Annotated in this window: 18 protein-coding genes; 2 read left to right on the forward strand and 16 right to left on the reverse strand. The window is 69.4% G+C overall.

What is annotated here, in order from left to right; genetic code table 11:
• Positions 1 to 92: 92 nt before the first annotated feature.
• The 4 genes from recG to sciP form a co-directional block, all read right to left on the reverse strand.
• Positions 93 to 2,189, reverse strand: coding sequence for an ATP-dependent DNA helicase RecG (gene recG, locus FHS00_RS02035; protein WP_183469362.1), 2,097 nt, complete (start codon positions 2,187 to 2,189; stop codon positions 93 to 95).
• Positions 2,186 to 4,393 (reverse strand): NAD-dependent DNA ligase LigA, encoded by a 2,208-nt coding sequence (gene ligA / locus FHS00_RS02040; RefSeq protein WP_425486017.1) that lies wholly within the window; start codon positions 4,391 to 4,393, stop codon positions 2,186 to 2,188. Before ligA ends, recG begins: the two co-directional genes overlap by 4 nt.
• Positions 4,394 to 4,458: 65 nt before the next feature.
• Positions 4,459 to 5,172, reverse strand: a complete 714-nt coding sequence (gene ctrA / locus FHS00_RS02045; protein WP_183469364.1) for a response regulator transcription factor CtrA — start codon at positions 5,170 to 5,172, stop codon at positions 4,459 to 4,461.
• 94 nt (positions 5,173 to 5,266) lie between these two features.
• Positions 5,267 to 5,545 (reverse strand): CtrA inhibitor SciP, encoded by a 279-nt coding sequence (sciP, locus tag FHS00_RS02050; RefSeq protein WP_183469366.1) that lies wholly within the window; start codon positions 5,543 to 5,545, stop codon positions 5,267 to 5,269.
• A gap of 148 nt (positions 5,546 to 5,693) precedes the next feature.
• On the opposite strand from sciP, the gene mnmA reads away from it, so the two are divergent.
• Positions 5,694 to 6,833 carry a tRNA 2-thiouridine(34) synthase MnmA gene (gene mnmA / locus FHS00_RS02055; RefSeq protein WP_183469368.1) on the forward strand — a complete coding sequence of 380 codons (1,140 nt, stop codon included), beginning with the start codon at positions 5,694 to 5,696 and terminating at the stop codon, positions 6,831 to 6,833.
• A gap of 48 nt (positions 6,834 to 6,881) precedes the next feature.
• Here the strand turns inward: mnmA and lpxB are convergent, their stop codons facing one another.
• The 12 genes from lpxB to pyrH all read right to left on the reverse strand — a co-directional run bounded on the left by lpxB (position 6,882) and on the right by pyrH (position 18,900).
• On the reverse strand, positions 6,882 to 8,030 hold the full coding sequence (gene lpxB / locus FHS00_RS02060) for a lipid-A-disaccharide synthase (protein ID WP_183469370.1): 1,149 nt from the start codon (positions 8,028 to 8,030) through the stop codon (positions 6,882 to 6,884).
• Positions 8,030 to 8,812 (reverse strand): UDP-2,3-diacylglucosamine diphosphatase LpxI domain-containing protein, encoded by a 783-nt coding sequence (locus tag FHS00_RS02065; RefSeq protein ID WP_183469372.1) that lies wholly within the window; start codon positions 8,810 to 8,812, stop codon positions 8,030 to 8,032. Before FHS00_RS02065 ends, lpxB begins: the two co-directional genes overlap by 1 nt.
• A 4-nt stretch (positions 8,813 to 8,816) precedes the next feature.
• On the reverse strand, positions 8,817 to 9,599 hold the full coding sequence (gene lpxA, locus FHS00_RS02070; protein WP_183469374.1) for an acyl-ACP--UDP-N-acetylglucosamine O-acyltransferase: 783 nt from the start codon (positions 9,597 to 9,599) through the stop codon (positions 8,817 to 8,819).
• A complete protein-coding gene (gene fabZ, locus FHS00_RS02075; protein ID WP_183469376.1) occupies positions 9,596 to 10,072 on the reverse strand; it encodes a 3-hydroxyacyl-ACP dehydratase FabZ in 477 nt (158 codons plus the stop codon). The genes lpxA and fabZ overlap by 4 nt, the downstream gene beginning before the upstream one ends.
• Before the next feature lie 78 nt (positions 10,073 to 10,150).
• Positions 10,151 to 10,744 (reverse strand): OmpH/Skp family outer membrane protein, encoded by a 594-nt coding sequence (locus tag FHS00_RS02080; protein WP_183469378.1) that lies wholly within the window; start codon positions 10,742 to 10,744, stop codon positions 10,151 to 10,153.
• Positions 10,744 to 12,999 carry an outer membrane protein assembly factor BamA gene (bamA, locus tag FHS00_RS02085; protein WP_183469380.1) on the reverse strand — a complete coding sequence of 752 codons (2,256 nt, stop codon included), beginning with the start codon at positions 12,997 to 12,999 and terminating at the stop codon, positions 10,744 to 10,746. Before bamA ends, FHS00_RS02080 begins: the two co-directional genes overlap by 1 nt.
• A 352-nt stretch (positions 13,000 to 13,351) precedes the next feature.
• The gene (gene rseP / locus FHS00_RS02090; RefSeq protein ID WP_183469383.1) at positions 13,352 to 14,686 is read right to left on the reverse strand and encodes an RIP metalloprotease RseP; all 1,335 of its coding nucleotides are present in this window, start codon (positions 14,684 to 14,686) and stop codon (positions 13,352 to 13,354) included.
• A 9-nt stretch (positions 14,687 to 14,695) separates the two neighbouring features.
• Positions 14,696 to 15,865 carry a 1-deoxy-D-xylulose-5-phosphate reductoisomerase gene (gene dxr, locus FHS00_RS02095; RefSeq protein ID WP_183469385.1) on the reverse strand — a complete coding sequence of 390 codons (1,170 nt, stop codon included), beginning with the start codon at positions 15,863 to 15,865 and terminating at the stop codon, positions 14,696 to 14,698.
• Positions 15,862 to 16,707, reverse strand: coding sequence for a phosphatidate cytidylyltransferase (locus FHS00_RS02100; protein ID WP_183469387.1), 846 nt, complete (start codon positions 16,705 to 16,707; stop codon positions 15,862 to 15,864). The genes dxr and FHS00_RS02100 overlap by 4 nt, the downstream gene beginning before the upstream one ends.
• Before the next feature lies 1 nt (position 16,708).
• Positions 16,709 to 17,443, reverse strand: a complete 735-nt coding sequence (uppS, locus tag FHS00_RS02105; protein ID WP_183469389.1) for a polyprenyl diphosphate synthase — start codon at positions 17,441 to 17,443, stop codon at positions 16,709 to 16,711.
• Positions 17,444 to 17,476: 33 nt separating this feature from the next.
• The gene (frr, locus tag FHS00_RS02110; protein ID WP_183469391.1) at positions 17,477 to 18,040 is read right to left on the reverse strand and encodes a ribosome recycling factor; all 564 of its coding nucleotides are present in this window, start codon (positions 18,038 to 18,040) and stop codon (positions 17,477 to 17,479) included.
• 134 nt (positions 18,041 to 18,174) lie between these two features.
• Positions 18,175 to 18,900: a UMP kinase gene (pyrH, locus tag FHS00_RS02115; protein WP_183469393.1), complete on the reverse strand. Its 726-nt coding sequence runs from the start codon at positions 18,898 to 18,900 to the stop codon at positions 18,175 to 18,177.
• A gap of 107 nt (positions 18,901 to 19,007) precedes the next feature.
• On the opposite strand from pyrH, the gene miaA reads away from it, so the two are divergent.
• Positions 19,008 to 19,895, forward strand: a complete 888-nt coding sequence (gene miaA / locus FHS00_RS02120) for a tRNA (adenosine(37)-N6)-dimethylallyltransferase MiaA (RefSeq protein ID WP_183469395.1) — start codon at positions 19,008 to 19,010, stop codon at positions 19,893 to 19,895.
• The last annotated feature ends 8 nt before the right edge of the window (positions 19,896 to 19,903 follow it).

Raw genomic sequence — 19,903 nt, forward strand, 5'->3', positions numbered from 1 at the left:
CTTTGTTCTCATCGGGGCGGCGTTCTGTAAAGAACTTTATGAGAACACTTTGCGCGATTTTATATAAGATACTGAAATTAAATAGAACTTTTTCAGCCGACCGAGATCAGGCGGATCGCCCGGTCCTGTTCCATCAGCCACAGGAGAACACGCGCGGCGCGTCCCCGTTCTCCTTCGAGCCCGGGATCAATGGTCAGAAGCGTGCGCGCGTCGCTTTGCGCCAGAGCCATCAGCCCGGCGTGACGTTCCAGATCGGCGATGCGGAATCGCGGCAGGCCGGACTGGGCGGTGCCGATCACGTCACCCGCCCCTCGCATCGACAGATCCTCCTCCGAGATCCGGAACCCGTCCTCGGTCTCGCGCATGATCCCGAGCCGCCGTCGCGCGGTCTCACCCAGCGGCGGCTGGTACATCAGCAGGCAGGTCGATTTGGCGCTGCCGCGCCCGACCCGGCCCCGCAGCTGGTGTAGCTGCGCCAGCCCGAAATTCTCGGCCCTCTCGATCACCATGATCGAGGCGGCGGGCACATTGACCCCGACCTCGATGACGGTGGTGGCCACCAGCACCTTGGTCTCGCCTGCGACGAAGCGCGCCATCGCCGCGTCCTTCTCGGCCGGCGGCAGCTGGCCGTGAACCAGACCAACCACGCCTTCGCCCAGCGCGGCGCGCAGGCGCTTGAACCGCTCCTCGGCGGCGGTCATGTCGGAGACCTCGCTCTCCTCCACCAGCGGGCAGACCCAGTAGGCCTGCCGCCCCTCGGCGATGGCGGCGCGCAGCTTGTCGACCACCTCGTCCAGACGTTCGTTCGAGACGAGCGCGGTGGTGACGGGCGAACGGCCGGGCGGCTTCTCGTCGAGCACGCTCACATCCATGTCGCCATACTGCGTGAGCGCGAGGCTGCGCGGGATCGGGGTGGCGGTCATCACCAGCACGTCGACGCCGCGCCCCTTGGCGCCAAGCTCCATCCGCTGTGCCACGCCGAAGCGATGCTGCTCGTCGATCACGGCGAGACGGAGATCGTGGAACTCCACGTCCTTCTGGAACACGGCATGGGTGCCGACGAGAATCTGGATGCGGCCCTCGGCCAGCGCTTCGAGCTTGCGGCGCCGCTCGGCCCCCTTGTCGCGCCCGGTGAGCAGCTCGATCACCACCCCTGCGCTCTCGGCCAGCGGCTTGAGACCATCGAGATGCTGACGAGCGAGGATCTCGGTGGGGGCCATCATCACCCCCTGCCCGCCCGCTTCCACGGCGATGAGCAGCGCCATCAGCGCGACCAGAGTCTTGCCCGAGCCGACATCGCCTTGCAGCAGCCGGTTCATCCGGCTCTCCGCGGCCATGTCGCGGGCGATCTCGTCCACGGCGCGGGCCTGCGCCCCGGTGGGCGCATAGGGCAGCGCGGCGAGCACGCGGCGGCGGTGACGCTTGTCGCCGACGCTGGGCCGCCCCGGGGCCCGGCGTGCTGTGGCGCGGGCGAGCGCGAGGGTGATCTGGTGTGCCAGCAACTCGTCATAGGCGAGGCGCAGCCGCGCCGGGTGGGTGGAGGACAGATCGCCGATGCCTTGCGGGGCATGCGCGACGCTGAGCGCTTCGCGCCAGGAGGGCCAGCCCTCGCGCTTGAGCAGGCCCGGGTCGATCCACTCCGCCGGATCGGGGGCGAGATCGAGAGCGGAACGCGCGGCGCGAGCCATCTGCTTTTGCGTGATCCCGTTGGAGAGCGGGTAGACCGGCTCGAAGGCGAGGATCTCGTCTTCCTTCTCGATCGGCAGAACATGATCGGGATGCACCATCTGCGCCAGCCCGTCGAACAGCTCGACCTTGCCCGAGACGATGCGCCTCTCGCCGATGGGCAGCAGCTTGGGAACGTAATCGCCCCGGGCATGGAAGAAGACGAGCTGGAACGCGGTCTCGGCATCCTCGACCGTGACCCGCCAAGGCTTTCCCTTGGCGGGCGCCGGGTGATGGCGCACCACCTCGACCTCGACCGTCACCACGGCGGGCGGCACGACGTCCCGGATCGACCGCTTGCGGGCGCGGTCGATCCCCGAATGTGGCAGAGTCAGCAGCAGGTCGCGCGGCCGCGCCAGCCCCGCCGCCTCGAAGGCGGCGACGCTCTTGGGCCCGATCCCCTTGAGCTTCTGCAGATCCCCGAACAGCGGAAACAGGATCTCGGGACGGCCCTTGGCGCTCATGCGTCGCCGATCAGCGCGAGCCAGCCGTCCTCGTCCAGAACCTCGACCCCCAGTGCCTCGGCCTTGGCGGCCTTGGAGCCCGCGCCGGGCCCGGCGACGAGCAGGTCGGTCTTGCCGGAGACCGAGCCCGCCACCTTGGCGCCGAGCTGTTCGGCCCGCGCCTTGGCCTCGGCACGGGTCATCCGCTCGAGCGTGCCGGTGAAGACCACAATCTTGCCGGCGACAGGACTGCCCTCGGCGCGGGGCTTTTCGGCGGGCTGGATATCGAGATGCGCGACCAGCCGGTCGACCGAGCCGCGCTCCCCCTCCTGGCTCATCGCGGTGACGAGGCTCACCGCGACGGTGAAGCCGATGCCGTCGATGCCGGTGATCTCGGCCCAGTGCGGGCTCTCGGGCAGCGCGGCCTTGCGGGCCTTGTCGTCCTCGGCCTGCGCGGCCGGCTCGCTCGCGGCGGCGTCGATGGCGGCGATCAGCGCTTCCCATGTCCCGAAATGCCGGGCCAGCACCTGCGCCGCGACCTCGCCGACATGCGGAATGCCGAGGCCGAACAGCATCCGCGCCAGCGGCACGCGGCGCGCGGCGTCGATCGCGTCGAAGAGCGCGTTGGCCGACTTCTCGCCCCAGCCCTCGCGGTTCTTGAGCTGCTGCATGCCGGTGCCGAAGCGCTCGCGCAGGGTGAAGATGTCGGCCGGCTCGCGGATCCAGCCGTCCCGGTGGAACTGCTCGACCTGCTTGGCGCCCAGCCCGTCGATGTCGAAGGCGGCGCGGCTCACCAGATGGCGCAGCTTCTCGACCGCCTGGGCCGGGCAGATCAGCCCGCCGGTGCAGCGGCGGATCGCGTCGCCCTCCTCGCGCGGGGCGGCAGAGCCGCATTCGGGGCAGTGATCGGGAAAGACATAGGGCACGCTGTCCTTGGGACGGCGCGCCAGATCGACATCGGCGATCTTGGGGATCACGTCGCCGGCGCGGTAGACCTGAACCCGGTCGCCCTCGCGGATGTCGCGGCCCTCGCGGATCTCCATACCCCGGGAATCGCGTCCCCGGATGTAGTCCTCATTGTGCAGCGTGGCGTTGGAGACGACCACGCCGCCGACGGTCACCGGCTTCAGCCGCGCCACCGGCGACAGCGCGCCGGTGCGCCCCACCTGGATCTCGATCTTCTCCAACGTGGTCCAGGCCAGTTCGGCCGGAAACTTGTGGGCCATCGCCCAGCGCGGCGTGGTCGAGCGCATGCCGAGCCGGCGCTGGAACGACAGGTCGTCGACCTTGTAGACCACGCCGTCGATGTCATAGCCCAGATCGGCACGCCTCGCCTCGATCTCGCGATAGGCGTCGAGCATCTTCTCGATGGTGTCGCAACGCCGGGTCAGCGGGTTGGTGCAGAAGCCCAGCGCCTGCAGCCGGGCGATGGCGTCGTATTGATGCGTGGCCAGCGGCGCCGACAGCTCGCCCCAGGCATAGGCGAAGAAGCGCAGCGGCCGGGACCGGGTGATCTCGGGGTCGAGCTGGCGCAGCGACCCGGCGGCGGCGTTGCGCGGGTTGGCGAAGGTCTTGGAGCCGCGCTCGGCATGACGGGCGTTGAGCGCCGCGAAGTCGGCGTGGCTCATATAGACCTCGCCGCGCACCTCCAGCACGTCGGGCGCGCCGTCGAGCGTCTCGGGAATGTCGTCGATGGTGCGGGCATTGGCGGTGACGTCCTCGCCCACGGCGCCGTCGCCGCGGGTCGCGGCGCGGACCAGCCGGCCCATCTCGTAGCGCAGAGACAGCGACAGCCCGTCGATCTTGGGCTCGGCGGTGAAATCGAGCGGCGCGTCCTCGGCCAGACCCAGGAACCTGCGGATCCGGGCCGCGAAATCGACCACCTCTTCGTCGGTGAAGGCGTTGGAGAGCGACAGCATCCGCACCGCGTGGGGCACCTTGCCGAACCCGTCGGCCGGGGCGGCGCCGACCTGATCGGAGGGGCTGTCCGCCCGCTTGAGCGACGGAAACCGGGCCTCGATCTCGGCGTTGCGGCGGCGCAGCGCGTCGTAATCCGCGTCGCTGATCCGCGGCGCATCCTCGGCGTGATAGGCGGTGTTCGCCGCCCCGATCTCGGCCGCGAGCCGTTCCAGCTCCTCCGCCGCCTGCGCCTCGGTGAGTGCCGCGACATCCGTCGCGCGCAGATCCTGTTCCGCCGTCAATGCCGTTCCCTCGGTCCTCGTCACGGGCCGATCCGCCCGCGCGGCCAACCTAGAAGCCCGGCGGGGGGGCGTCCAGAGAGCGGAGCGGCTCAGGCGCCGATGGCGAGCGGCGAGGCCGCGACGCTCGGCTCGGGATCGCGCAGCACGTAGCCCCGCCCCCAGACCGTCTCGATGTAATGCTCGCCGCCCGTGGCCTGCGCCAGCTTCTTGCGCAGCTTGCAGATGAACACGTCGATGATCTTCAGCTCCGGCTCGTCCATGCCGCCATAGAGGTGGTTGAGGAACATCTCCTTGGTCAGCGTGGTCCCCTTGCGCAAGCTCAGCAGCTCGAGCATCTGGTATTCCTTGCCGGTGAGATGCACCGTCTGGCCGCCCGCCTCCACCGTCTTGGCGTCGAGATTGACCGACACCGCGCCGGTGGTGATCACCGATTGCGCATGGCCCTTGGAACGCCGGATGATCGCGTGGATCCGCGCCACCAGCTCGTCGCGGTGGAACGGCTTGGTCAGGTAATCGTCGGCGCCAAAGCCGAAGCCCTTGAGCTTGCTCTCGGTGCCGTCATCGCCCGACAGGATCAGGATCGGCGTCTCGATCCGGTTGAGCCGGATCTGGCGCAGTACCTCGTGGCCGTTCATGTCCGGCAGGTGCAGGTCCAGCAGGATCAGGTCATAGTCGTAGAGCTTCGCCAGATCGATGCCCTCCTCCCCCATGTCGGTGGCATAGACGTTGAGATTGGCATGGGTCAGCATCAACTCGATGCTCTTCGACGTGGTCGGGTCATCCTCCACCAGCAAGACGCGCATTCCATCCCCTCCATGTGCCGGGTCCGCTATCGAGGCGAGTAAGCCAGCGGACGGTTAATTCACCGTTACCGTTCACCCAGCATGGCATTACACGTTATGGTTGTCTATACTTCTGGATAGAGATCGCCCGCAGCCCCTTGCAGCCGTGCCGCGCGGCCAGCCGCTCCCAACTCGCGAGCTCTTCCTCCGACAGCCCGTAATCCGCGATCGCACGCTCGCGCGAGATCAGCCCCGAAGCAATTCCCAACAGAAGCCGCGCCTTGCGCGACGCGACCCAGCGCCCGGTGTCCCGCGCCGGCAGGTCGGCGCGCGTCAACATGCGGCCATCGGGCAGCGTCACCGCCCGTGGCCCGTCGATCTTGCGAAGATACATTCCCACTCTCCTTTCACCCCGGGACAGAGCCTGACCGGTACGCGCTAAGGAGCGGTGAAGCGGGGGGTTGAGAATGGGGGCCATTTTCATATATTGCGGCCCGATCGACGCGCCCCCGTGCCTCTTCCCCCGCGCCAAGGATCGCCCCATGCCGCTCGACGCTCCGCTCAATTCGCTCGGCTTCACCAAGCCCGTCTCCGAGACCCGCGTGGTCGTCGCCATGTCGGGCGGCGTCGACAGCTCGGTGGTGGCCGCGCAGCTCAAGGAAGAGGGCTACGACGTCGTCGGCGTCACCCTGCAGCTCTACGACCACGGCGCGGCGCTGGCCAAGAAGGGCGCCTGCTGCGCCGGACGCGACATCCACGACGCGCGCCGCGTGGCCGAAGCGATGGGCTTTCCGCATTACGTGCTCGACTACGAGAACACCTTCCGCGAGGCGGTGATCGACGAGTTCGCCGACAGCTACCTCGCCGGAGCGACGCCGGTCCCCTGCATCCGCTGCAACGAGCGGGTGAAGTTCAAGGACCTCCTGGCCACGGCCAAGGATCTCGACGCCGACTGCATGGCCACCGGCCACTACATTCGCCGCGAAATGGGGGCCGAGGGGGCGGAACTGCACTCGGCCGCCGACGCCAACCGCGACCAGAGCTATTTCCTGTTCTCGACCACGCAGGAACAGCTCGACTATCTGCGCTTTCCGCTGGGCGGGCTGGCCTCCAAGGCCGAGACGCGGGCGCTGGCCGCACGCTACGGGCTGTCGGTCGCCGACAAGCCCGACAGCCAGGACATCTGCTTCGTGCCCAACGGCAACTACGCCGCGGTGATCGAGAAGCTGCGCCCCGGCGCGGCCGAGCCGGGCGAGATCGTCCATGCCGACGGCCGGGTGCTCGGCGAGCATCGGGGCCTGATCCACTACACGGTGGGCCAGCGCCGCGGCCTCGGCATCGGCGGTCTCGACGAGCCGCTCTACGTGGTGAAGCTCGACGTCGACAACCGCCGCGTCGTGGTCGGCCCCAAGGAGATGCTGGCCACCCGCCGGGTGCCGATCCGCGAGGTCAACTGGATCGGTGGCGGCGGCTTTGCCGACCTGGCTGAGCGCGAGGTGCTGGTGCGCGTCCGCTCCACCCGGCCGCCCGCCCCCGCGGTGATCCGCCCGATCAACGCGACCGAGGCCGAGGTCGAGCTGCTGTCGCCCGAGCAGGGCGTCTCGCCGGGGCAGGCCTGCGTGTTCTACGCCACCGAAGGCAGCCGTGTGCTGGGCGGCGGCTGGATCTGGAAGGGCCGCTGAGGGCGCATCACTTCGAAGAGTTGCGCCAACTTCTCGGGAAATCGTTCCTCAGCCCGCCCGAGCCAGGATCGCGCGTGCCGCCCGAAGCCCGGGCGGCTCCCCGCCAGCGCCGAGCCGCAGCATCGTCTCGCGCAGCGCCGCGCGCTGGGCTTCGGGGCGCTCCAGCACCCGCAGCAGCGCCCGACCGATCGGCTCGGGCTGGCAGTTCTTGCCGAGGAACTCCGGCACGCTGCGGGTCTCGCTCACCAGATTCACCAGCGTTACCGTGTCGGTGAGCAGCATCCGCCCGATGATCTGCCGAGAGATCCAGCCCATGTCGTAGGCCACCACCATCGGCGTGTCGGCGGCGGCCAGTTCCAGCGAGACGGTGCCCGACGCGGCGAGCGCCACGTCGGCGGCGCGGAAGGCTGCGCGCTTATCGGACCCATCGACGTCCCGCGCGGGATCGATCAGCAGCGGCGCGACCGACCAATGGCGGGTTTCGGCATGTACCAGGTCGACCACCGGTGCCGCGCAGGGCAGCACCACGCGTGCCTCCGGCAGCGCCGCCTGCACCCGGGCAAGCGCCGCGCCGAAGGTCTCTGACAGGCGCTGCACCTCGCCCCGCCGCGATCCGGGAAGCGCAAGGACCAGCGGCGCGTCACCGATCCCGTGGTGGTCGCGAAAGGCCCGCGCCTCCGCCTCGGTGGCCTGCGGTTCGGCGACGACCGGGTGGCCGACGAAGTCGCACTCCATCCCCGCCGCTTCCATGTAGGGCGGCTCGAAGGGCAGCAGCGCCAGCACCTGATCGATGCTGCGCGCCATCTTGGCCGCACGCCCCGGTCGCCACGCCCAGACGCTCGGCGCAACGTAGTGCACGCAGCGCACCGGCGCACCGGCGGCCTTCACGCGCCGCGCCACGCGCAGGCCGAAATCCGGGCTGTCGATGGTCAATAGGATGTCGGGGGCGGTCTCGATCACCGCGCGCGCGGTTTCGTCGAGGCGGCGCATGAGCTGCCGATAGCGGGGCAGCACCTCGGCGATGCCCATCACCGACAGCTCCTCCATCGGGAACCTGCTCGACAGCCCTTCGGCAGTCATTCCGGGCCCGCCGACGCCCTCGAAGCTCACGCTTGGCGCAAGCGCCTTCAGCCCGGCCATGACCGCCTGCCCCAGCCGGTCTCCCGAGGGCTCGCCCGCGACCACGAAAACCCGCATCAGCGTGCCACCAGCGCGATGCCGTGACGGTCGGCCAGCGCGATCGTCTCCGCGCGCTCCAGCAACAAGACCCCGCCCGCCTCGATCACGATGGCCGCCAGCCCTGCCCGGGCCGCGCCCGCGACCGTGGCCGGGCCGATCACCGGCAGGTCGGCACGCCGGTCCTGACCGGGCTTGGGCGCCTTGAAGAGCAGCCCGCCACGCGCCTCGCCGCCCGACAGGCTCGCCAGCATCCAGTCGGTGCCGGGCAGCGCCTCGACCGCGAGGCAGAGCCCGCTGCGCACCACGCAGGCCTGGCCCACATCGGCTTCGGCCATGGCGCGATGCACCACCTCGGCGCGGCCTGCATCGGCATCGAGGGCATCCGTGAAGGGCACCGCACCGAGCGTGCCGGGTCCGGGCAGCAATTCGGGCGCGATCTCATGGGCGGCGCGCAGGGCGAAGCCCTGCTCCTCGAGCAGCGCCATCACCGCCCGCAAGGTCGCGTCGTCGCCCTGCCCCATCGCGCCCATCAGTCGCGGCACGAGCGGCGCGGTGGCCGCGTCGATGGCAGCGGGATCGATCGCGGGGCGGCTCATCGCCCCGGCAAGGCAGATCTCGGTAACGCCGCGCGCCCGGAGCTCGGCCAGCAGCGTGCCCAGCGTCTCGATCCGGTAGCCGATCCGCGTGGCGCCCTCGGGGGCGCTCACCGGAACGCCCGCCATCTCGCAAACCAGCGCCTCGGGCCGCTGCGCGAGGATCGCGGCGGGCAAGGCGCCGGTCCCGGCCAAGAGCGCCAGCACCGTCTCAGCCCTGCGGGGTCAGGAACTGCCGGTCGCTCGCGGCCGAGACGAAGTCCGACAATTCGCGCACCAGTTCACTCTCGACGCCGCCGAGCCCGGCGGCGCGTTCGTGGAAGGTGCCCTCGCCCTCCTTGAGCGCGCGGAAGGCCGCGCGCAGCGCGCCGATCTCCTCGCGCGAGGTGCCGCGCCGCTTGAGCCCGACGAGGTTGAGCCCGTCGAGCCGACCACGCGGCCCCTGCACGAGACCGAAGGGAATGACGTCGTTGGTCACCATCGTCACCGCGCCGATGATCGCGCCGCGGCCGATCCGGACCCATTGATGGATGCCGCAGAGCCCGCCGACGATCACGTCGTCGCCGATCACGCAATGCCCGGCAACGGCGGCGTGATTGACGAGGATCACCCGGTCGCCGACCATGACGTCATGCGCCACGTGGCAGCCGGCCATCAGCAGGCAGTCGTCGCCCACCCGCGTCTCGCCGCCACCGCCCGCCGTGCCGGTGTTGATCGTCACGTGTTCGCGGATCCGGTTGCGCGCGCCGATCCGGAGGCGGGTATGTTCGCCCCCGAACTTGAGATCCTGCGGGATCTCTCCGATCACCGCGAAGGGAAAGACCAGCGTGTCGGCGCCGATCACCGTGTCGCCGGTGACGACGACATGGGATTTCAGCTCGACCCCGGACTCCAGCACCACCTGCGGCCCGATGTGGCAGAACGGGCCGATCCGGCAGTCATCACCGATCCGCGCGCCGTCCTCGATCACCGCCGATGGGTGGATCGTGGTCATTTGCCCTGCAGGTCCATCATCGCGGTGAACTCGGCCTCGGCGGCCATCTCGCCCTCGACCGTGGCCACGCCCTTGAAGCGCCAGACCTTGCCGCCCGGCTTGCCGCGCGTGGTCTCGACCCGCATCTCGAGCCGGTCGCCCGGCACCACCTTGCGGCGGAACTTGCAGTTGTCGATGCCCATGAAGTAGATCAGCATGTTGCCGTCGACGAGCCCCATCGAGGCGCCGACCATCACCCCGGCGGTCTGCGCCATCGCCTCGACGATGGTGACGCCCGGCATGATCGGCGTGCCCGGGAAATGCCCCTGGAAATGCGGCTCGTTCATCGTGACGTTCTTGAGCCCCGTGGCGCTCTTGGTGCCGTCGATGTCGATCACGCGGTCCACCAGCAGGAACGGGTAGCGATGCGGCAGGATGCGCTGGATCAGCTGGATGTCGGCGGTGGTCGGGCCCGTCTCGGGGGTTTCGGTCATGTCGGTCTCGTCCTTCCCTCGGGGGCCATTTCGGCCCCTGAGTAGCAAGCCGCCCCCGGCGCGGCAAGCCGGGCTGGCCTAGCGCGGCGCCGTCTCGCCCGCGCTCTCGGGTGCCGTGTCGGGCTCCGTCGCCGCGCTGCCGTCACCGATTGCCTCGTCGACGGCGGCGATGGCTGCGTCGGTGATGTCGACCGCCCCGGTGGAGAGGAAGACGGTGCGCCGGTCGAGGATCACCGCCGCGCCGCGCGACAGCATGAGCTGTCCCAGCGCCTGGCCCGAGGCCGCGAGGAAGGTTTCGCGCCCGGTTGCCGCCTCCTGCTGCAGCGCCCGCTCCTTGGCGTCGCGCTCGCGGCGGATCTCCTGAACCCGGGCGTCGAAGGCGTCGGCCTCGGCGCGGAAGTCCGCCGGAGCCATCGATGGGCGGCGCCGGGTCAGGTCCTGCTCCTCGGCGGTCAGCTCCGCCTCGATCCGGCGGTTTTCCTCGATGAGCGCCTCGGTCTTGGCCTGCAGATCATCCGCGAGCCTGCGCCCGAACAGGCTCTCGGTGAAGAGCCGCTCGGTATCGAGCACCAGCACCTGCGCCACCGTCGGCTGCACCTGCGCCCGGAGCGGGCTAGGCGCGAGCTGCGACAGCGCCAGGACGACGCCGAGAACCGCCGCCGCGCGTCGCATCAGAAGCGCGAGGAGATGGTCAAGTCGAAGTTGCGGGTCTCGTCGAACTCCTCGGCCTGCAGCGCTTCGGTGAAGTTGAAGCGCAGCGGTCCGAGCGGCGTGTCCCAGAAGATCGAGGCACCGACCACCGCGCGCGGCGTGTAGTCGTCATAGAGAACCGTGGCATCGGTTCCGCGGGTCGAGCCGACCTCCCAGACCGAGCCGTAATCGACGAAGGCACCGCCGGTGATCCCGTAATCCTCGGGCAGACCGAGCGGGAATTCCGCCTCGAGCCGGGTGACGGCGTACTTGTTGCCCCCCAGAGCGTCTTCGCTGTCCTCGTCCCGGGGCCCGATGCCGCCGGGCTCGAAGCCGCGCATGATCCGGCTACCCATGAAGAAGCGGTCGGTGACGCGGGTGGTGCCGTCGGCGTGGTTGAGCATGCCGCCCTCGACCGTGGCGCGCAGCAGCACGTCCTCGCCCAGCACCCGGGTTTCGGCCGAAGCCAGCGCAGTGGTCTTGACGAAGGCCTCGTCGCCGATCCCGAACTCTTGGCCGAAGCGCAGCAGCACGCCCGTGTCCGGATCGAGGCCGGAACGGCGGGTGTCGTAGCTGTAGGAATAGCCGACCGAGTTGGTCCAGACGCCGGCCTCCTCGCGCTCTTCCAGAATAATCTTGCTCGCCGAGCTGTCGACATCGGTGATGTCGGTGTATTCGGCGGCGTAGAAGGTCTGCAGCCGGCCATTCTCGCTCACCGGGAAGGTGAAGGAGGGCGAAATCCGGAAGGTATCGGTGTCGTAGAGCGCCGCGTCGTTGTCGGTGGAGCGGTAATCGACGCCGAAGCCGAAGCGCAGATCACGGCCCAGGAAGGCGGGCTCGGCGAAGTCGAAGGCCAGCCGACGGTCGTTCTGGCTGGTCGACAGATCGAGGCTGAAAAGCTGGCCGCGGCCGAGGAAGTTACGCTCCTTGAAGCCCGCGACAAGGCCGAAGCCGTTATCGGTCGAGTAGTTGGCGCCGAAGGAGAGCGAGCCGGTCGGCTGCTCTTCGACATCAACGTCGATCACGACCGAGCCGGGCTCGGTGCCCGGGCGGGCATTGACCTGCGCGTCGGAGAAGTAGCCCAGCGCACGGATCCGCTCGGCGCTCTCGCGAATGGCGCGCGGGTTGAACGGGTCACCCTCGACGGTGCGGAACTGCTGTCGGACCACCCGGTCGAGCGTGGTGGAGTTGCCCTCGATGTCGATCCGCTCGACGAAGATCCGCTCACCGCGGGTCAGCACGTAGGTCACCTCGAGCGACAGGTCGCGCGGGTTGCGGGTGATGCGCGGCTCGATCCGCAGGAAGTCGATGCCGTCGCGGATCGCGATCCGCTCCATGCGGGCGATGTCGTCCTCGACCGCGGTCGGCGAATAATAGTCGCCCCGGTCGAGGCGGATCGCCTCGTCGAAGCGCGCGGTGGACAGGCCCTGGATCTCGCTGGCGATGCCGATCTTGCTGACCTGGTAGCGCTGCCCCTCGCGGACGTTGAAGGTCAACAGGTAGGCATCGCGTGCGCGGGTCAGCTCGGCATCGACGTCGAGCACCTCGAAATCGATGTAGCCGCGCGAACGGTAGAAATCGGTGAGCATCTGCCGGTCGAAGGCGATGCGGTCGGCGACGAAGGTGTCGCTCTTGATCAGCTGACGCAGCGGGCCCGCCTGACGGGTGGCCAGCACGCCGCGCAGGCGGCGGTCGGAAAAGGCGCGGTTGCCGGTGAAGGAGATCCGCTCGATCTCGGTCACGTTGCCCTCAGTGATCTGATAGACCAGATCGACCCGGTTGTCGGAGCGCTCGATCAGCGCCGGGCGCACCACGGCGTTGATCCGGCCACGCTCGGCATAGGCGGCGGCGATCGCATCGGCGTCGGCCTGCGCCTGTACCGGGTTGTAGACCCGGCGCTCGGTCGCGGAGATCAGCCCGGCCAGATCCTCGTCGCTGACCTTCGCGTTGCCCTCGAAGCTGATGCGGTTGATCGTCGGGAACTCGGTCACCGCGATCACCAGCCGACCGCCTTCGGGACGGATCTCGACATTCTGGAACAGCCCGCTTTCGCGGATCCGCTGGCCCGCGTCGTTGAGCGCCGCGGCGCTCACCGTCTCGCCCCGGGCGATGCCGGCATAGGTCAGGATGGTGCCGGTTTCGATCCGGCGGTTGCCCTCGACCGAGACCTGGTCAAATCGGAAATCCTGCGCGAGGGCCGGAGCCACCGCGCTGATCGCCGCGATCAGGGCAGCCATGCTCGCGGCACCCGTCATTTTGCGCGCCAAGGCGCCTCTGCTGCGAGCCGTCATCGTCACCATCCCTGCCACGCGTCGTTTCTTGGTCAAGGGAAGTATCGGCCAATCGGGGCGTTGTCAAAACTTCCCGGACCCGAAAGGACGATCAGGGTGCGGTCAGTTGCAAGGCCGCGCCAAGCGCCAGCACGATGGCCACCGGAAACAGCAGCCTGTCGAGATGCATGGCGATCAGCAGGCCCAGCCCGGCCTCGTTTCTCGTGGTCATCCTGACACCGTCGATTGGTTGAAGACGACCCGATCATACCCGGGGAATCGGGCGGCAATCAGGCCGCGCCGTGGCCCCGACGCGACCTCAGGGGCACAGGAACAGGTCGTTGAGCACCGCAAAGACCGTCATCGTCAGGATCAGCGACAGGCCGAGCGCCATCAGCAGCCGGAGCGCCCGGTCGCCTGGCTGGCGGCCGGTGATCGCCTCGTAGCCGAAGAACACCAGGTGGCCGCCGTCGAGCACCGGGATCGGAAAGAGATTCAAGAGCCCCACCGCCGTCGACAGCACCGCGACGAACCAGATGAAGCTGGTGGCGCCCTGCTCGGCCATCGCGCCCGAAGTCTGGGCGATGCCCACCGGGCCCGACAGATTGCACGAAGAGATCGCGCCGGTGATCATGTGCCCCAGCCCCGACAGCGACGAGGTGATGATCCGCCAGACCTGCGCCGACGCGTCGACGAGCGCGGTGCCCAGCCCCGGCGTCTCGGTCGCGGCCTCGAAGAACAGGCCCGAGGAAATCCCCAGCAGCCAGCGGGTCTCGAAGCCCCCCTCCTCGCGCGGCAGGTCGACCCGGCGCGGGGTCAGGGTGAGATCGCGGGTCGCGCCGTCGCGCCAGATCGTCATCTCGAGCGGGCGGCCATCCGAGGCGGTCACCGTCTCGATCAGCTGCGCGAAGGCGAAGACCTCGCTCCCATCGAGGGACAGGATCAGGTCGCCGGCGCGCAGGCCGGCGGCATCGGCGGCCGAGCGCGGCGAGACACCACCCACCAGCGGCGGCTGCGGGTAGGGGCCGCGCACCAGCATCTCGCGGCCGTCCCGGCGCACCCGGTAGTCGAGCACCGGCTCGGCCGGGTAGCCTTCGGCCAGACGCGCCACCCCGCCCTCGGAGGGCAGCTCCGCGCCGCCGATGGCGAGGATCTCGTCGCCCGCGCGCAGCTCGTTCACATAGGCGTCGGGCAGCGGAAGCATCCGCGCGATGGTCAGCGGATCGGCCGGGCGGCCCTGCACCAGCATCACGCCGGCGAAGATCGCGATCGACAGGATGAAATTGAACACCGGTCCTGCCGCAACCGTGGCCGCACGCGCCCAGAGCGGCGCGCCGAGCATGGTATGGCGCAGCCGGGCGGGATCGGTACCCGCCGCCTGCCCCACCGAGGCGGCATTGGCGTCGCCCAGGAACTTGACGTAGCCGCCGAAAGGCAGCGCCGCGATCTGCCAGACGGTGCCATGCCGATCCCGACGGGATACCAGCACCGGACCAAAGCCGAGGCTGAACACCTCCGCATGGATGCCCGACCAGCGCCCGACGATGTAATGGCCGTATTCGTGGATCGCCACGATCACCGAAAGCGCCACCACGAAGGCGCCGAGCGTGAAGGCGGCGTTTCCGAATTGCGGCAGGATCTGGGTCGGGTCCAAGGCGGCGTCCTATGCGGTCAGAAAATCGGTCCGAGCCGCGCGCGCGCGCGCCTCCGCGTCGGCCCCAAGGACCGCGTCGAGGCCGGGGCTGTCAACCCGAAGCGCGCCATCGCGCGACATCGTGTCCAGCACCCGCTCCACGACCTGCGCCATCTGCATGAAGCCGATGCGGCGGTCGATGAAGGCGTCGAGCGCGGCTTCCTTGGCGGCGTTGAAGGCGGCCCCGGCGAGGCCGCCCTCCTCCATCACCCGCCGCGCCAGACGCAGCGCCGGGTAACGGGCGTCCTCGGGCGCGCGGAAGCTCATGGAGCCCACCGCGGCGAGGTCGAGCCGCGCCACCGGCAGGTCGCGCCGCTCGGGCCAGTTGAGCGCGTAGCCGATGGCATGGCGCATGTCGGGTGCGCCCATATGCGCCATCAGCGCGCCGTCGCTGAATCCGACGAGGGCGTGGATCAGGCTCTCGGGATGGATCACCACTTCGACCTGCGCAGGCGCGAGGCCGAACAGCTCCTTCGCCTCGATGACCTCGAGCGCCTTGTTGAACATCGACGCGCTGTCGATGGTGATGCGCTGCCCCATCGCCCAGTTGGGATGGGTCGCAGCCTGCTCCGGCGTGGCTTGGGCGAGCTGCTCCAGCGGCCAGTCGCGGAAGGCGCCGCCCGAGGCGGTGAGGATCACCCGCTCCACCGCGCCGCGATCCTCGCCCGCAAGCGCCTGGAACACGGCCGAATGCTCGCTGTCCACCGGCAGGAGCGTCGCGCCGTGGCGGGCCGCTTCGGCCAGCACCAGCGGCCCGGCCGCGACCATCGTCTCCTTGTTGGCGAGGGCGAGCGTCGCGCCCTGCCCAATCGCCGCGAGGCCCGGCACCAGACCCGCCGCGCCGACGATGGCCGACATCACCCAGTCGGCGGGCATCGCCGCAGCTTCAGCGATCGCGGCGTCGCCCGAGGCCACGGCGATGCCGCTGCCCGCCAGCCGCTCGGTCAGCTCGGCGCGGCAGTCGTCATGGCAGGTGACGGCGATCTTCGCCTTCAGCCGCCGGGCCTGATCGGCCAGGAGCGCCACGTTGCGCCCGCCGGTCAGCGCCACAGTCTCGAACCGGTCGGGCGCCGCCTCGATCAGCTCCACGGTCTGGCAGCCGATCGAACCGGTGGCGCCCAGAATGCTGACGCGTCTCAAAAATGCACCCCGGGGATGAAGCCCAGCACGGAGGCCAGCAGCATGAAGAGCGAGGCGCCGAGCATCGCGTCGAACCGGTCGAAAAGCCCGCCATGGCCGGGGATCAGCGCCGAGCTGTCCTTGACCTTCATGCGCCGCTTGAGCGCGCTCTCGGCGATGTCGCCCATCTGGCTGGCAAAGCTCAGCAGCATCGAGATCCAGACCAGATGCCATGGACTGTGGGTGAGCGCCGAGAAGGCCAGACCGACCACGCCGGCCGAGATCCACCCTGCCGAGGTGCCCGACCATGTCTTCTTGGGACTGACCTTGGGCCAGAACTTCGGACCGCCCAGCGCGCGCCCGGCGACATAGCCGAAGACGTCGGTGCAGATCACGACGAGGATCAGCCACAGCAGCCAGGTGAAGCCGTATTCGGCACGGAAGGTCACGAGGCCCCAGCCTGCCACCTCGATGCCCAGCGCGAAGGCCAGGAAGGTGAGCCGCTCGCGGCGCAGCATCGCGGCGCCCGCCAGCGGCGCGATCAGGAACAGCCACAACACCCAAGTGTCGCCGTTCGACAGCTGCCCCGACAGGACGCTCGCGCAGAGCGCGGCCAGCAGCATGCCAGGCGTCGGCTTGCCCGGCTCGATCATCATCCACAGCTCCCAGACCATGACGGCGGTGACGAACACCGTCAGCATCTGGAACCACAGTCCGCCCATCATCACCGCAAGCGCGCCCAGCACGGCCATCGCCGCGCCGGAGGCCATGCGTACGCCCAGATCGCTCCAGCGGCCGGGATCGGCCAGCGCCGCCGCTACCCCCGGCGCCGTGTCGCTGCTGCTATCCTCCCGCTGCGCCATCTCAGGCCTTGACGGCGCCGAAGCGGCGGTCGCGCCGGGCGTAACCGTCGCAGACCCGCGCGAATTCCTCGGGCGTGAAATCGGGCCAGAGCGTATCGACGAACTCGTACTCGGCATAGGCCGACTGCCACAGCAGGAAGTTCGAGATCCGCGCCTCGCCGCTGGTGCGGATCACCAGATCGGGATCCGGCAGCACATGGGTGTCGAGGAAGCGCGACAGCGTCTCGGCATCCACGTCCTTATGGGTCAGCCGACCCTGCTCGATCTCGTAGGCGAGCCGCTTGGCCGCGCGGGTGACCTCGTCGCGGCCGCCGTAATTGAGCGCGATGGTCAGGTGCACGCGGTCGTTGCCCGAGGTGAGAAGCTCGAGCTCGTCCATCATCGCGACCAGCTTCTCGTCGAGCCGGATCCGGTCGCCGATGAAGCGCACCCGCACGCCCTCGTCATGCAGCGCCCGCGCCTCGCGCACGATGTAGCGCCGGAACAGCGCCATCAGCCCGGAGACCTCGGCCTGTGTCCGCTTCCAGTTCTCGGTCGAGAAGGCGAAGATCGTCAGGTATTTGACGCCCAGATCCGGGCAGGCATTGACGATGTCGCGAACCCGCCGGGCCCCGGCATGGTGCCCGAACAGCCGCGGCCGGCCGCGGCTCTGCGCCCAGCGACCGTTGCCGTCCATGATGATCGCGACATGCTCGGGGCCGCCCCCGAATGTCGTGTCTTGCGCGTCGGCAGCCATGACGGCCTCCCTGCAATTGGCGAGGCGTCGGCCTCAGACCTGCATGATCTCGGCCTGCTTCGTCTCGAGCTGCTGGTCGATCAGCTTGATGTAGCGGTCGGTCAGCTCCTGGACTTCCTGCTCCCAGAACTTCTGGTCGTCCTCGGAGAGGCCGTCATTCTTGGCCTTCTTGATCTGGTCCATGCCGTCGCGGCGCAGGTTGCGGATCGCGACGCGGGCGTGCTCGGCATATTGCCCGGCCACCTTGGTCAGCTGAGTCCGGCGCTCCTCGTTCAGCTCTGGGATCGGCAGCATGATGATCGTGCCGTTGAGCTGCGGGTTGATGCCCAGACCGCTTTCGCGGATCGCCTTCTCGACCTTGCCCACCAGCGCCTTGTCCCAGACGTTGACCGTCACCATCCGCGGCTCGGGCACGTTGACGGTGCCGACCTGGTTGATCGGGGTCGGGCTGCCATAGGCGTCGACCATCACCGGCTCGAGCATCGAGGCCGAGGCCCGCCCGGTTCGGAGCGACGCGAATTCGGTGCGCAGGGAAGCGATGGCGCCGTCCATGCGGCGCTGGAGGTCGTCGGTGTCGAGTTCGAAGTCGTCTGCCATCGGTCTCTTCTTGTCATTGAGGCGGGCTGTTGGCGCCGGTGATAGCGTCAACGGCTCCCGCGTTCCAGAACACTTTGCCTCGCCCCCGGGCGCCGTCGCATCACAACCACGCGGCGCGGGGCGCAAAGGTTTCGTCAGCCATGCACCCGGGTATAGGTGCCCTCGCCCGCGAGGATGCCGCGGAACCCGCCCGGCTCGTCGAGCGAAAACACGATGATCGGCAGGCTGTTATCCCGCGCCAGCGCGATCGCCGAGGCATCCATCACGCCCAGATGCTTCTGCAGCACCTCGTCATAGGTCACGTTCTCGTAGCGCTTGGCGTCGTCGAACTTCTTCGGGTCCTTGTCGTAGACTCCGTCGACCTTGGTGCCCTTGAAGATCGCCTCGCAGCTCATCTCGTTGGCGCGCAGCGTCGCGGCCGTGTCGGTGGTGAAATATGGGTTGCCGGTGCCGGCGGCAAAGATGCAGACGCGCTTCTTCTCGAGATGGCGCACCGCGCGGCGGCGGATATAGGGCTCGCAGACCTGGTCCATCGGGATGGCCGAGATGACGCGGGTGAAGACGCCCAGCGTCTCCAGCGCCGACTGCATCGCCAGCGCGTTCATCACCGTGGCCAGCATGCCCATGTAGTCGGCGGTGGTCCGCTCCATGCCCTGGGCCGAGCCGGACAGGCCGCGGAAGATGTTGCCGCCGCCGATCACCATGCAGATCTCGACGCCGAGATCGTGCACCGACTTGACCTCGCGGGCGATGCGTTCGACGGTCGGCGGATGCAGACCGAACGCCGTGTTCCCCATCAGCGCCTCGCCGGAGATCTTCAGCATCACCCTGCGGAAGGCAGGCTTATGGGTGTCGGTCATGGGCGCTCCGTACATGGCTCGGGGGAAATCGGGTCGCGGCGCAAGATGGACGAAAGCAGGCCCATGTTCAATGCCACGCGGGCGGCTTCGGCGGCGGCCGGCCGTCGATGAGCTCGCTTTTCGAGATCGCGCGCGGGCTCGATCCCGCGCGCCCGGTGCTGATCGCCGGGCCGACCGCCTCGGGCAAGTCGGCGCTGGCGCTCGCCATCGCCGAAACCGGCGGCGGCGTGGTGGTGAATGCCGATGCGCTGCAGGTCTATGCCGACTGGCGGGTGCTGTCGGCGCGGCCCTCGGCCGAGGAAGAGGCGCGCGCGCCGCACGCGCTCTACGGCCATGTCGGGCGAGAGACGACCTATTCGGTGGGCCACTGGCTGCGCGAGGTGGCACCTCTTCTGGACGGCCCCCGGCCGATCGTGGTCGGCGGCACCGGTCTCTACTTCTCGGCCCTGACCGAGGGGCTGGCCGAGATCCCGGCAACGCCGCCGGGGATTCGCGCACAGGCCGATGCGATCGCCCTGCCCGATCTGGTCGCCGGCCTCGATGCCGAGACCCGCGGGCGCATCGACCTCGCCAACCGCGCCCGGGTGCAGCGCGCCTGGGAGGTGTTGCGCGCCACCGGGCGCGGCATCGCCGCTTGGCAGGCGGACACGCCGCCGCCCCTGCTGCCGCTGTCCCGCGCCCAGCCGATCGTGCTGCGCCCCGACCCGGCCTGGCTCAACGCGCGCATCGCGCGGCGCTTCGACGCGATGCTGCAGGAGGGCGCGCTCGACGAGGCCCGCGCGGCCCTGCCGCATTGGCAGCCCGCCGCCCCCTGGGCCCGGGCGATCGGCGCTCCCGAGCTGGTCGCGCATTTGCGGGGCGAAACCGACCTCGCCACTGCCCGAGAGGCCGCGATCATCGCCTCGCGGCAATACGCCAAGCGCCAACGCAGCTGGTTTCGCAGCCGGATGGGCGAGTGGCGCGGGCTCGACCCGGCGGAGATCACGGCAGGCTGAACGGGCCC

Source organism: Limimaricola variabilis, assembly GCF_014195545.1.
GTDB classification, from domain to species: Bacteria; Pseudomonadota; Alphaproteobacteria; order Rhodobacterales; family Rhodobacteraceae; genus Limimaricola; species Limimaricola variabilis.